The 13,335-nt window shown below is 68.2% G+C and carries 9 protein-coding genes; 2 read left to right on the top strand and 7 right to left on the bottom strand.

Annotated features, from left to right (window positions below; all coding sequences use genetic code 11):
- The first annotated feature begins 121 nt into the window (after window positions 1-121).
- A complete protein-coding gene (locus tag AC5Y7D_RS14845) occupies window positions 122-2,419 on the top strand; it encodes an EspK C-terminal domain-containing protein (protein WP_499925128.1) in 2,298 nt (765 codons plus the stop codon).
- 166 nt (window positions 2,420-2,585) lie between these two features.
- Window positions 2,586-3,398, top strand: a complete 813-nt coding sequence (locus tag AC5Y7D_RS14850; protein ID WP_499925130.1) for a hypothetical protein — start codon at window positions 2,586-2,588, stop codon at window positions 3,396-3,398.
- A gap of 21 nt (window positions 3,399-3,419) precedes the next feature.
- Here AC5Y7D_RS14850 and eccD read toward each other — a convergent pair whose 3' ends face one another.
- The 7 genes from eccD to eccCa form a co-directional block, all read right to left on the bottom strand.
- A complete protein-coding gene (eccD, locus tag AC5Y7D_RS14855; protein WP_499925133.1) occupies window positions 3,420-4,955 on the bottom strand; it encodes a type VII secretion integral membrane protein EccD in 1,536 nt (511 codons plus the stop codon).
- Window positions 4,952-7,144 carry a MinD/ParA family ATP-binding protein gene (locus AC5Y7D_RS14860; protein ID WP_499925137.1) on the bottom strand — a complete coding sequence of 731 codons (2,193 nt, stop codon included), beginning with the start codon at window positions 7,142-7,144 and terminating at the stop codon, window positions 4,952-4,954. Before AC5Y7D_RS14860 ends, eccD begins: the two co-directional genes overlap by 4 nt.
- A 126-nt stretch (window positions 7,145-7,270) precedes the next feature.
- A complete protein-coding gene (locus tag AC5Y7D_RS14865) occupies window positions 7,271-7,558 on the bottom strand; it encodes a WXG100 family type VII secretion target (protein ID WP_499925141.1) in 288 nt (95 codons plus the stop codon).
- Between the two features lie 37 nt (window positions 7,559-7,595).
- Window positions 7,596-7,898, bottom strand: a complete 303-nt coding sequence (locus AC5Y7D_RS14870) for a WXG100 family type VII secretion target (RefSeq protein WP_499925144.1) — start codon at window positions 7,896-7,898, stop codon at window positions 7,596-7,598.
- A gap of 91 nt (window positions 7,899-7,989) precedes the next feature.
- Window positions 7,990-9,084, bottom strand: coding sequence for a PPE family protein (locus AC5Y7D_RS14875; protein ID WP_499925242.1), 1,095 nt, complete (start codon window positions 9,082-9,084; stop codon window positions 7,990-7,992).
- A 223-nt stretch (window positions 9,085-9,307) separates the two neighbouring features.
- A complete protein-coding gene (gene eccCb / locus AC5Y7D_RS14880) occupies window positions 9,308-11,062 on the bottom strand; it encodes a type VII secretion protein EccCb (protein WP_499925147.1) in 1,755 nt (584 codons plus the stop codon).
- Window positions 11,059-13,323, bottom strand: coding sequence for a type VII secretion protein EccCa (gene eccCa / locus AC5Y7D_RS14885; RefSeq protein ID WP_499925150.1), 2,265 nt, complete (start codon window positions 13,321-13,323; stop codon window positions 11,059-11,061). The genes eccCb and eccCa overlap by 4 nt, the downstream gene beginning before the upstream one ends.
- Window positions 13,324-13,335 lie beyond the last annotated feature (12 nt).

Below are 13,335 nucleotides of genomic sequence, written 5' to 3' on the forward strand. Positions count from 1 at the left end.
CGAATGCTGATCGCGAAATTGCCGCAGCCAGCAGGCTTTAGCCTCAGTTACGCTTGGTAACCAGGTACTTAATCGGCAGACACGTCGCAGCGACCTACTGCCGTTCGGAGGAGAGTAGGCGATGGGCATTCCCAGACCGACAGGCGAGTATGCCGGTCAGATGCTTGAGGGCGGCTGGCCCGAGGCCGACGAGGACGCTTTCTACGACCGCGCACAAACATTCAACGCAGTGCTGCACCGGGTTGCCGATGTCATGGATTCAGCCCGCCACCAGCAAGTGGAGGTGTTCCAAGGAGGTGTCTGGTCCGGCGGCGCCGCCAACGCGGCCAACGGCGCGCTCGGCACGAACCTCAACGAAATCAGTACTCTGCAGGATTATCTCGCGACCGTAATTACCTGGCATCAGCACATCGGCAATTTGCTCACGCAGGCGAAATCGGAGATCGGCAACAATGTCGACGGCGCACACCGGGAAATCTCCATCCTGGAGAATGACACCGAGCTGGAACCCGAAGAACGCCGACAGGCGATCAATTCGTTGGTGTCGGCCGCGCGTCAGGCCAATGCCAGTCTGCTTGCCGAGACCGCTGAGCAGGTGCTCGAGTCCAAGAATTGGAAGCCGCCGCACAATGCGCTGGAGGACTTGCTGCGCCAGGTGACGCCACCGACGCCGGAGGTACCGACTCTGGTGGTGCCGACACCTCCTGCCCCGACCCCGGTCGGTCCCGCTCCGGCGCCCTTCGAACCCGTCCCGGTCAACCCGTACAACCCACTGGAACCCGGCAAGCCGCTGAACCCTATCGTCCCGACGCCGTTCGAGCCGGTGCCGGGCAACCCGTACGACCCGCTCAACCCCAGCACTCCGCTGAACCCGGTCAATCCGACCACCCCGATCACACCGGTCCCGCCGCTGAACCCGTCGACCCCGGTGACGCCGGTCAAGCCGTCGCCGCCGGTGACCCCCGTCAGCCCGATCACGCCGATCAAGCCGCAGCCGGAGGACAAACCGGTCAAGCCGGTCACGCCGACGCCGACGCCCGCGCCCGCCCCCGCGCCGGCTCCGGTGAACCCGACCCCGGTCAATCCGGCGCCGGCCCCCGCTCCCGGTCCCGCGCCGGTGGGCCCGTCGGTGCCCGACCAGCCGTCGCTGCCCACCGATCCCGGCACCACGCCCTCCACCAACACCCCGGGCGACGAGCCCACCCGCGTCAAGCCCGCGGCCGCGGTGGACGCGCCCACGCACCAGGGCCAGGCGGGTGGCCCGCAGAGCCCGTCGCACCGCGGCGACGACTCGTCACCGGCCATGGCGCCGGCGGCGGCCACCGGCATCCCGGCGGCATCCGGGCGCGGCTCCGCACCCGGGGCGGGATCGGCCGCGCCGGCTAGCGCGAGTCCCGCGGCAGGTGGTTCCACCCCGCCGGGCGCCGGCTCACGTGGCGCAGGTGGACGGGCACCCTTGGGCGGTGCCGGGAAGGCACCTGCCAGCGCGACGCCCCGGGCCGCCTCGGCCCGCACCGCTCCGCCGGCGCGCCCCACTGCGGCCGAGCGCGACGACGACGCGCAGAAGGACAAGCACCCGCCGGCCGACGACGTGACGGCATTGCCGTCGGTTCCGGTCTCGGCGGCGCGGGCGGCCCGCGACGCGGTCGCCGCGGCTTCCGCGCGCGGCGCCAAGAAGGACCCGCTGCGGCTGGCCCGACGGATCGCCGCGGCGTTGAATGCGCGTGACAGCCGCCGCGACGACGACTACGGCTTCTTCTGGGTCACCGCGGTCACCACCGACGGCGAGATCGTGGTGGCCAACAGTTACGGCCTGGCCTACATCCCGGAGGGCATCGAGCTGCCCGCCAAGGTCCACATGGCCAGCGCCGACCGCAATTTCCCGGTCGACGAAAGGGCTCGCACCGCCACCTACCCGGTACTGGCGATACAGGGCTGGGCCGCATTCCACGACCTCAAGCTGCGCGCGGTGATCGGCACCGCGGAGCAGTTGGCGAACTGCGACCCGGGCGCTGCCAAGGTCATCCTCGAAGAGGACGACATCCCGGAGAGCGGCAAGATGGTCGGCCGGCAACGGCTGGAAGTGGTCGACCCGGCGTCGGCGGCCCAACTCCAGGAAACCGACGACCTGCACCTGGTGGACCTGCTGCCGCCAGCACCGGCGGACGCCAAGGCGCCCGACGACGAACGGCACATGCTCTGGTTCGACCTGATGAAGCCGATGACCAGCAAGGCCACCGGCCGGGAGGCGGCGCACCTGCGGGCATTCCACGCCTACGCCGCCCACAGCCGCGATCTCGCGCTGCATCAGGCCTACGCCGCCGCCGACGCGGAGGCGCAACGTCCTGCGGTCGTCGACTTCCTGTACTGGCGCTACGTGACCGCGCTGCTCGACAGCGCACTGACCGAGAGCTCCTGAGGCCGGGCCTGGCACCCGGCCGGCAAACCCCGCAGCGCCTTCTGCGAGGGGGTGTCGGCACGCCGGACGGGTGCGGGACGAAACGGGCCCGCAAATTGGCGCGCCGGGGGTTCCGGCACGTCGGGTAAGATTTTGCAGATGGGAAACGTAGGGAAGGGATGCTGTGATGGCAGAACCGCTGGCCGTTGATCCCGCACGCCTGATCGCTGCAGCGAGCAAACTCACCGAGCTCGTCTTCCCGGCGCCGCCCGCACCGATGGCCGTGGCGGGATCAGACTCGGTGTCGGCCGCGATCAACCAGACCATGCCCGCGATCGAATCACTGGTCACCGAAGGGATACCCGGGGTCACCGCTTCCCTCAAGCGCACCGCCACCAGCATGGGTGCCGCGGCCGACATCTACACCCAAGCCGATCAGTCGCTGGGGCAGGCGCTGTCCCAGTACGGGTTCGGCGCGGACGGTCAATCGCTGAGCGCCAATGTGATGGGCGCCCTCAACAGCCAGTCCAACGGCCTGCTGGGCGGCGCGGGCGCAGGCGCGGCCGCCGCCGCCATGGCGGGTGGCCCGGCAGCTGCGGCACAGCAGCTGTTGGGTGCCGCGTCCGGGGGCGCGGTATCGGAGCTGGGCGCGACGATTGGCGCGCAGGCCGAAGCGCTGTCGCCGCGGGTCGCCGCGACGGTCCCGCAGTTGATCCAACTGGCGCCGATGGCGCAGCAGATGGCTCCCATGGGCCAGCAGGTCGGCCAGAGTGTGCAGCAGGCCGCGTCGCAGGCGGGCCAGAGTGGGGGAGCCCCGGCGCAGCTGGCCAGTGACACCAAGCCCGCTGATGAAGAGAAGAAGGACGACGAAGCCAACGACGAGGCGGACGGTCAACAGTCCGAAGGCGCCGCAGCGGGCGGGGCCACGCTGGTCAGTGCTCCGGTAGCGGCTGCCGGCGGCGGGACAGCGCCGGGCGGATCGGTCGCGGCGCCGATTTAGCCGGCGACGGCCCAGAAGGGCCTAGAAGCGCAGGTTGCGTACCAGATCGTAGACGCCGGAGATCCACAGCAGCAACGGAATGATCGAGGCGACCACGGCGCCGTCCACCAGTTCTGTGATGCGTTTGACCACCGGTGAGAGCCGGCGAACCGGGGCCATGGCGCTCACGATGGTCAGCGTCAACACCACCAGCACCAGGTAGCTGGTGAGGATCACCCACGCCCACTGCGGATACCAGAGGCTGAGCCGGACGGTCAGACCCGTCGGAATCGCGACGGTCGCCGCCAGCAGGGCCCAGGCGCACCAGCGATCCACGTAGAGCCGCGAACGGAACCCGCAGAGCACCGTGAGCAGTCCGGCTATCACCAGGCTGTGCACGAAGAAGTGCCCGCGCACGACCACCGCGACGGCGCCGGTGGCCAGGATCACCGCGCCCGCCGTCACATACCCGACCAGCAGTTGCTTGGCGAGTCTGCTGCGCTCGGTCAGCCGTGCCGCCGATGCGGGCACCGACGCGATGATCGCCTGCCAGGTCGGGGTCTCGTCCTTGGCGGTCTCGTCGACGGCCACCGGGTCGAGCAGCTCCTCGTTGTCGACCGTTTCCCCGGGAACCGGAATGGGCGGCAGCGCAATGCGGGCGACGGCGACGGTCAGTTTGGCCGCCGTGGTGATGACGAACAGCCCGAACGCGATGGCCCCGGCCGGCACCCACTTGCCGTACCCGTAGCCCGTGGCGATCGACGCGCCGATTACGGCGATCGTCGTCACGACGACGAACGCAGCCACTTCGTGGCGTTGCCGCGGCCCGCCGCGCACCGCCAGGGTCAGGAACAGCACCGCGGTGGCAGCAGCCGCAAGCTGTGGCGCCCCAAGGGAACTCACTCCCCGCGGCAGCGGAACGGCGATGCCGGCCGCGACGGCGAGCAGCGGGTAGGCCGCGATCAACAGGCACTCCGAAAGCTCGGCCCGGTCGTAGAACCGCTTCGCCACGAACGCCGCCACCAGGGCGGCAACGCCGACCACGGCGATCGCGATCGGCCAGACCCAGTGGCGCCCGGTTACCCACCAGGCGCGCATGGCGACGGCGGCGATCGGCAGCATGAAGATCGGGATGGCCACGGCGATGAAGCGGTCGACCGCCTTACGGTCGAATTCGGGGCTTTCGTCCAGTACCGCGATCGCGTCGATGACGTCTTCGACCAGGGGTCGGTATCGCTCCGTCCGGCTGGCCGAGACCAGCGTCAGCAATGATCCGTCGACCACCCCGGCCTCGTCGAGTGACTGGTCTAGCTTCAGCGGCGGCGCGCCCGGCCGGGCGAAGGTCCAGACGCCCTGAGCGTTGAAATCGAACCCCGCCAGCACGTCGGCCGGGGTGTCCTCGAGCAGATCGGCCAGCACCGAGACGGTTTCGTCGATATAGGCGGCCATCGGCGTGGCCGAGGGCAACACCAGGTCGGTCATCCGTCTGCCGGTCAGGACGGTCACCCGCGTGGTGGCAGGTCGAGCGGGGGCCGCCCCGGTGGTGGCAGGGCCAGCAGCTACAGCAGGTGCGCTCAACGACGTCCAGCCCTTTCAAAATCGTCGGACAGAACAGCGGCCAGCTCGAGCACCCGCCGCTGATAGCCGGGGCTGAGCCGGTCGAGCTGGATCTCCCTTCCCTCCGCGATGTGCTTGTCCCACGGCAGGAGCACAACCCGGTTCGGTTGAACCAGCTGTTGAAACTGTCTCACCAACTGCTTGTCTGCGACATTGGTTTCACCAACCGCAACGTGATTGATGACCACCACCACGCGGCTCAGCAGGTCCTGGTAACCGTTGTTCCGCAGCCATTCCAGGGCGCTTCCGGCTTGCCGCGCGCTGTCCAGCGACACATTGGTCACGATCACGATCGCCGATGCGGTCTGCAGCACGCCGCGCGTCACCGGATCAAACAGCCCGGGGCCGCAGTCGGCCAGCACCAGGTTGTAGAACCTCGACACGGTATCGACCGCGAACCGCAAGTCCTCGCCACTGAGTCCGCGCTGGGCGGTGGTGTACTCGGCGGTCGGCAGAATCTCCAGGTTGTGCCTGTTGACGCTGGTATGGGCGCGGACATCGTTGTAGTGCGACAGGTTCTCCTCGGCGATCAGATCCGCGATCGACGACGGTGACGTGCGGCCCGCCCGCTCGGCGAGGTTCCCGCAGCCCGGATCGGCGTCCAGCACCAGGATCCGGTCACCGCGCACCTGCGCCAGCATCGTGCCCAGGGTCACCGTGGTGGTGGTCTTGCCGACGCCGCCTTTCAGCCCGAGCATGCCGATCTGGTACGAGCCGCGCGGCTTGCGGCTGACCCGGGTGCGCAGCTCCAGTTCGTACTTCTCGTCACGGGACAGTCCGACGTTGATCCGGGTGACCTGGTAGAGCGCCCGCCGCCAGCCTCGTTGTGGGATGTGCCTGGGCGCCCTCGAGTGCGCCGCCGGTCGCGACTGGGGCGCAGCGGCCGGTGCGCGGGGTGGTTGTTCCTGGGCAGGCGGCCGCGGTGGTGGTGCCGTAGCCGCCTGCCGAACCGGGGCGGCAAGTGGTTCGGGCATGCCGGGTGCCGGGCGGGCATGTACCGGAATCGGGCCGGACGGCGCCCGCCGCTTGCCACCCTGCGCAGGGGGTGGTGGCTGGGGGGCCGGTCCAGGGCGTGGCTGGGGATTGGAACCGGCAGGCATCGGAACTCGGAAGTACGGGCCGGTTTCCGGGTCGGCTTCGGCCGATTCCGGGTCGGGCAGATACCGATGGCCCCGACGTGCCCGCCGCGACGGTGGCGGCGCCTCCGAAGGTGGCTGCTCCGGCCCCGACTGCTGGTGTGCTTCCCCGAGTCGCACGCGACGGTTGCCGTCGGGCTGGGCCGGCGGGGCTTCCCACGCCGGGGGCGTGCCGTTGCCGGGTACCCGATCCGGTGAGTGGTTGGGCGCGCGGTGCGCGGCCCGGGTGACCGGCGGCGGTGGCGGTGCGACGGGGGTGGGAGGCGGCGGGGCGGGCCGGGCAGCGGGCTCGGGCGCGGTCTGCCGCGGTTCGGGTCGAGCCGGCGCCGCGGGCTGCGCGGGGGCGGGGGGAGCCGGAGGTTCCGGGGGTGCCGCTTCGGGTTCGGCCGGCGCCGGTGGAGGCGGGGGTGGCCCGCCGATCGGCATCGGGGGCCTCGGTGGCGACGAAGCCGGTTCTGCGGCCGCCGGTTCGGCAGCCGCCGGCTCGGGTTGTTCGGCGTGCGGTGCCGGTTCGGGAGGCGGCGCCTCGGGGGCGGCCGGTCGAACCGGCGGTGGCCCGGAAATCGGCGCGGTGGGAGTGGCCGGCGCAGGCTCGGGATTGAACTCCGGGAGTGGTGGCGGCGGCGGCGGAGGGGGTGGTCCGCCGATCGGCATCGGCGGCAGTGCGGATTTGCCTGGGCCACCTCGCCCGCCGGCCGGCGCGGCGGCTACGGGCGGTTCGAGGTCGAACTCCGGTGGTGGGGGCGGTGGCGGTGGCGGCTCGGGCGGCGGTTCGGGTGGAGCACCACCGATCGGCAGCGGGGGAAAGGCAGGGGGTGGGGGCGACGCGACTGCGGCCCGCGGCGGCACCGGGGGCGCGGGCTGCGACCAGTCGATGGGAGCGCCTGCGTCGCCGTTGCCCCCAGGCGGCGCAGTGAAGGACGCATTCGGATCGAAAAAAGTTTGCCCGGCATCGTCGTCGGGTGAGTCGGATCCCCCAGCGGGCCGAAAGAGCTTGTCATAGTCGGCCGGCATGAGAACCTCTCTGAAGGTCGTCACAAATGGCAAAAACGTCGAAGCACGAGAAGGGGCGAGATCCCCCGGATGGGTTGAACTCGCCCGATCTCGTGCTTCGAGATTCTACGCGCAGGAAGACGCTCCTTACGCAAACATTCCCGTCACGTTGCCCTCGGTGGACGCCATGGCCTGACTGGCCTCGCTGATCGTGCGTGCGAGGTTCTGCAGCGATTGGTTGAGCTCCAGCGCGGTCGTGTCCCACCTCTGTTGAACTGCGTTGTAAGCTTCCTGGCCCTGGCCTGCCCAAGCGGCCTGAAGCCTGGTCAGCGACTGCTTGCCTTCGTCGAGCAGGGAGTGAATGGTGCTGACATTTCCCTGAATGGTGCTGGCCGCAGCCTCGATGGCCCCAAAGTGCCACTGCTGTTCTGTCATGTTGTGTGCTCCGTTTCTCGGTGGTATCGGGGGTTTATCAGAAGTTCATCTGCGCGGACAACGTCTGCGACTGCTCGTCGTCGGCGCGCTGGTAGTGGACGCCAGCCTGAGTGAGGTTCGCCGCGATGTCGTCGAGTTCAGCCTTTTGCTTGTTGCCGGCTTCCTGAAAGCGGAGGACGGCTTGCTGGGCGGCTTGACCGGCAGCACCCCGCCATTGGCTCTGCAGCTGTTGTGCGGTGGACTCGACCTGCTGGATCTGAGCCTTCAGGTCGGTGGCGATCCGATCGAAGGTGCGCCCCTCTGCGTCGAGGGCAGCGTGATCGGTCTTCATCTCTGCCATGCTGGACTACTTTCTCTCTTTGCATACCTCGCCATGGTTGGCAAGTCTTCCGGCCCGGTTTGGCCGGGAAGTCTGTTGCGGGTGCGGGCGATCACCAATCGTCCTCGTCGTCCCACACGTATTCCTCTTGCTCGTCGCGCTCCTGCGAGGCCGGAGCCGGGGCTGCCAGGCCAGGCCGGGAACTGCCACCGCCGTGTGTGCCCTGACCCATCGCGCCGGCACCTACCGGGGCCGCGCCGCCGGTCGCCGAGTCGCCGGCGGCTGCCGCCGGCATCATCGCGGGCCCGACGGGTTTGTCGATCAGTCCGCTCATCAGCGGCGTGCGGGCGAGCGTGCCGCCCGCGCCCGGCAGGGCTTCGCCACGCAGCAGACCCGAGCCGACGCTGGCGCCCGAGCCGCCGGCCAACGGATGGTTGGACAAGGGGCTGGCCCCAAGCAGACCCATCTGGGCGCCTTCTTCGTCGCCGAGTCCGGCGCCGGTGCCGCCGCCGCTGCCCATCTGACTGAACATCGAGGTCAGCTGCTGTGCCGGCTGGGCGAGCTGCTGCATCGGACCGCTCAGTTCCGCGACCTGGCCGGCAGTCGCCGACAACTGGCCCGAGGTGAGGCTGCTGGGCATGGCCAACATCTGGGTCGAGGACACGCTCTGGCTCATCGCCGGGTCGAGGATCGACGCCATCGGCTCGATCTGGTCGAACATGGTGTTGGCGAGCGTCTCGGCCTCATAGATGTCCATTGCCAGTGCGGCCTGCAGCCACATCCGCACGAAGTAGTCAATCTCGTTGAGGGCGATCGGGATGGTGTTGATCCCGAAGAAGTTGGTGGCCGCCAGCACCGCAGTGGTGACGTGGTTCATCGCGATCTCGGGCAGCGATGGCGTGGTCGCCATGGCCTGCGTGTAGGCAGCGGCCTGCGCGGTCGCCTGCATCCCCCGCGTCTTGGCCTGGGTCGAAGCGGTTTGCAGCCACGTCACCATCGGCAGGGCCGAGGAGATCGCCTTGTCGCTGCTGCCGCCCGTCCAGGCCTCGCCCAGCGAGTTCAGCCGTGCGGTCAGTTCGACGGCCTGAGCGTCGAGCGCCGCCGCGAGCGCTTCCCATCCCAAAGCCGCGGCCAACATAGGAGCCGGCCCTGCTCCGGCCATTAGCCGTGCCGTATTCAGCTCTGGTGGCATGGCGTGCCATAGCATGGTGATCAACTCCCCTCGTAATTCTCTACGGCGATTGCGCGACTACGCGAAACACCGTTTTATGATTTGTTCAGTTGTTCACGTTGATTTTGGCTACGAGACCCCAAACTTCGCCGTTTATCGCGGGACCGAGCCCCTGGTTAGCGTTCCGTGGGGGCCGATTCGCCGGCTCCGTTCTAGCGCTGAAATAATCCTAACCGGGGATTGGGGATGGTCCGTGCACTTATTCTGCGAGGTCGTCTGGAGGCTCGATGTAGGGCGCCTGGATGACCTCCTTTCCCTCTGGTGAGACCAGAAATGCCTGGCCAGGAGGTCGGCGCTTGACTTTGAACTCACTGGAGGGGAACTCCTGCTTGTCCCCGGAGAGGAACATCGTCGGTGCGCCCGACCCGAAAGCCGCACCGACGAACTTGTCCATGGTGGCCTTGTACGCCTGGCTCATCTGGCAAGTGACAATGATGTGCAATCCGATATCTGCCGCGGCGGGTAATAGAGGCGCCAACGGGGCCATAGGGGGCATACCGCTGGCGGCACCCACGATCATGTGCCAGTCGTCGACCAACAGCACGAGGTCAAATCCGCTCCACCACGAACGGGAACGCAATTGCGCTGTCGTCAGACTGGGCGGCGGGAGGCGCTTCTTCAGGTTGACTGCCAGTGCCTGCACGGATTCGTCCAGGCTCTGACTGTTGCGGTTGATCGCGCCGGCCTGCAACAGGTGCGATTGCGGCACCGCGCCCAGCAAGCCGGAACGGTAGTCGGCGATCATGAATCGCACCTGGTCGGGACTGTTGCGGGCGCAGATGGCGCGAGCGATGGCGTGCGCGATGGTGGTCTTGCCGGACTTTGCCGCCCCGAAGATCAGCAGATGCGGGTTGGCGTACATGTGGCTGTAAGCCGGCGTCATGTCGGTCTCGCGCAGTCCGACCGGAATCTCCCAGCGGGTGCGGTAGTCGGACTCGGGACCCGGTGGGCTGGGGTCCAGCTCGAAGAGATGGATGCGCTCGGGCAGCACCCGGACCGGCGGCGCCTTTTCCGTGGTCTGGGACGCGATGTGGTTGACACCCGCGGTGATTGCCTCGACCAGGTTCTCGGTGCTGTGCACGCCGTCGAATCGGGGCACGCCGATCATCAGGTGATGCTTTTCCATCGAGACCGCGCGGCCGGGACGGTTCGCCGGGATCTCTCGCGTGATCCGGTCGATCTGCGTCTCGTTGACGTCGCCGAGACGAAACTCGATCTTGGTGCCCAGATAGTCGCGGATGCGCGACTTCAGCTCGGTCCACCGCGGCGTCGATATGATGACGTGCACGCCGAACGCCAGGCCCTGCGCGGCCAGGTCCTGCACCGCACTCTCGAGCTCGCTGAACTCACTGACGAAACCGGGCCATCCGTCGATGACCAAGAACACGTCGCCGTAGGGATCGGCCGCGACGGGCTGATTGGGGTCGTCGCGCAGCTGCCGGTACATCGCCATCGACCCCACGCGGTGCTCTTTGAACAGCTGCTCTCGTTGCCGCATCACGGTCTGCATCTCGGCGACCACCCGGGAGACCTTGTCGGGTTCCGAGCGGTTGGCGATGCCGCCGACGTGGGGCAGGTTCTCCAGGTAGATCAACCCGCCGCCACCGAGGTCGATGCAGTAGAACTGCACGTTACGCGGGGAGTGAGTGGCAGCCGCGGACATGACCAGTGTCTGCAGCAGCGTGGACTTCCCGGTCTGCGGGGCGCCCCCGATGGCGATGTTTCCGCCCGCTCCGGACACGTCGACGCCCCACACGTCCTGCAGGTGCCGGCGCGGCTCGTCCATGATCCCGAGTGGGAACCGCAGGGGTTGGCGCCGGTCGCGCTCGACGAGCTCATTGAGCGGCGTCGGGTCCGACAGCGGCGGCAACCACATCTTGTAGGCCCGCGATTCCGCGGTGCTCAGCTGGTCGAGCACCACCTCGCGTAACGCACGCACTTCGGTATCGGTCACGGTGTCAGCACTCCTTCGCCGGTGGGAGGTGCCCCCGCCTCGACCACGGGAGCCGCGGTGAACTGGTGGATCTTCACGGACTGCTTGATCGCGCTGGTGCTGCGCTTGCTGCCGTCACCATTGGTCTCGACGCTGGCCGGAGGGATGTACGGACCACCGATGTAGAAGGTGCTGAACTTGACGGGGTCTTCCATCCCGACCCGCAGGAATCCGACTCCACTTTCCTTGTTGGTGATGTACTGCGCTTCCGGAGTTCCGATGACCGCCTTCGACTCATGGGAACTGGTGGTACGCAACGCTATTCGGTAGGTGAGGTTGGGCTCGAGCTTATCTATGCGGGCACCCCCGGTTTGCAGCGACTGGGTGGCCAGCAACAGGTGCACGCGTAGCGACCGGCCCACGCGGCAGATCCGGTCGAACAGGCCGATGAAGTCCGGGTGACTCTGCAGCAACTCGGCGAACTCGTCGACGACGACGAAAAGCGTTGGCAGCGGAGCCAAGTCGGCGCCCCGCTCGCGGTACTTCTCGTATTCGGCCACTCCGGACAGGGCACCGGCCGCCCCGACCTGCATACCGGCCTGCCGCAGCAGGTTCTGCCGTCGGTCGAGCTCGCCGGTCAACACCTCACCCATCCGGCTGACCAACTCCGCTTCCTCGGCCATGTTGGTGACGACGGCCGCGGTATGTGGAAGCTTCTCCATGCCCAGGAAGGTCGAACCACCCTTGAAGTCGGTGAGCAGCAGGTTCACCTGATCCGGGTGGGTCATCGCCACCAGTGACAGGATCAGGGTGCGCAGGAACTCCGACTTGCCCGAGCCGGTGGTGCCGATGAGCATGCCGTGCGGTCCGGCGCCGAACTCCGCGCCCTCCTTGATGTCGAGGTACATGACGTTGCCGGTCTTGAGCTCGTGACCGAAGGGAATTTTGAGCCGATCGCGGTCGGTGTCGGTGTACATCCGCCAGCGTGCCGGCGTCACCTCCTCAACACTCTTGGCGCCGACCATCTGGTGCCACTCGGTGGCGACCTTCTTCTGCACCCGCTGCGTCTTGTCCAGGATGGTGCCGGTGATGGACCACCCGGCGAGCTTTCGGGCCACCCGGCCGGCTTCCAGCGGCGTCAGGCTGTCGGCGGTCGAGGTCACCAGGCGGAATTGCTGCCCCGGTAACCGGTCCTCGGCGGTCCCGTCCTCGTTGGCGCGGATCCGGTAAGCCGACCCGCGGTGATTGCCCAGGGTGAGCACCGTGACACCAGCCCGGCCGTCGGGCGGGAATCCCACCTTGCCACCGGTGAGGTCGACGACGACGACATAGGGCCCGGTGGGCAGGGTGTCAGGAGCATGTGGGCCGCGCGCGGCCAGGTCGGCCAACGCGTCGGGGCGGGTGTAGATCATCCGGACCGGACCGGCGGCGTCGGTCTCGGTCTGGTGCTGAACGTGCGGGAGCCACTTCAGCCACGACCAGTCCGGATCATCGGGGTCCTCGGTCAGCACCCGGATCTGCAGTAGGTCCGGTGGATGGAACACCGCCAGGTGACAGATCATCGCGGCCAGCATCCGGTCCGCGTTGGGCCGGTGGCCACCGATTGCAATCGTCGGAAAGGTGCGCAGCTGAAGGAGTTTCGGGCAATCGTGGATGAGGCCGTGGGTGCGCAGGAACTTCACCACCCACATGTGGCTGACCGGTTCCAGATACGGCTGGGGTGCCGCGGCCGAGGCCGCCAGTTCACCGCCGACCGCCGGTTTCAGCAGCCGGTCCACGGCCGGCTGGTCGCCGATCCCGATGCGGGTGGCGGCATAGAAGTCGCTGTTGGCCGGCCGGGACCACTGCCGTTGCGTCCCGACGATCGACAGCAGATCGTCGGGATGCGGGGCGTGGTAACTGAAGAAGGCGACCTGGGAGGTGGCCGAGGCGGTCACCCGACTGCGCAGCCCGGCGAGGTAGCGCAGGTATTCCTTGCGGTCCGCGTTGATCTCGGGAACCTTCTTGCCGCCGCCGCCGGTGCCCCCGGCCATGCCGCCGACCATCATCATGATCATCATCAGCGGCATCATCAGCATGTAGGGCGACAGCTGCTTGGTGCCGCCGGCCAGCATGATCGCGATCATGCCGACCATGCACCCGCCCATCACGTAGGGCAATGCCTTCTGGATGCCCGACGGCGGAATGTCGATGCCGAGGTCGTCGGGCGGCGTGAGGCTGATCTCGCCGGGGCTCAGCCGCGGGCCGCGCGTGATGGTCGGCGTGAACTTCTTCGTTGTCATGATCTGTCCGAT

This window comes from Mycobacterium sp. NGS49, assembly GCF_059812565.1.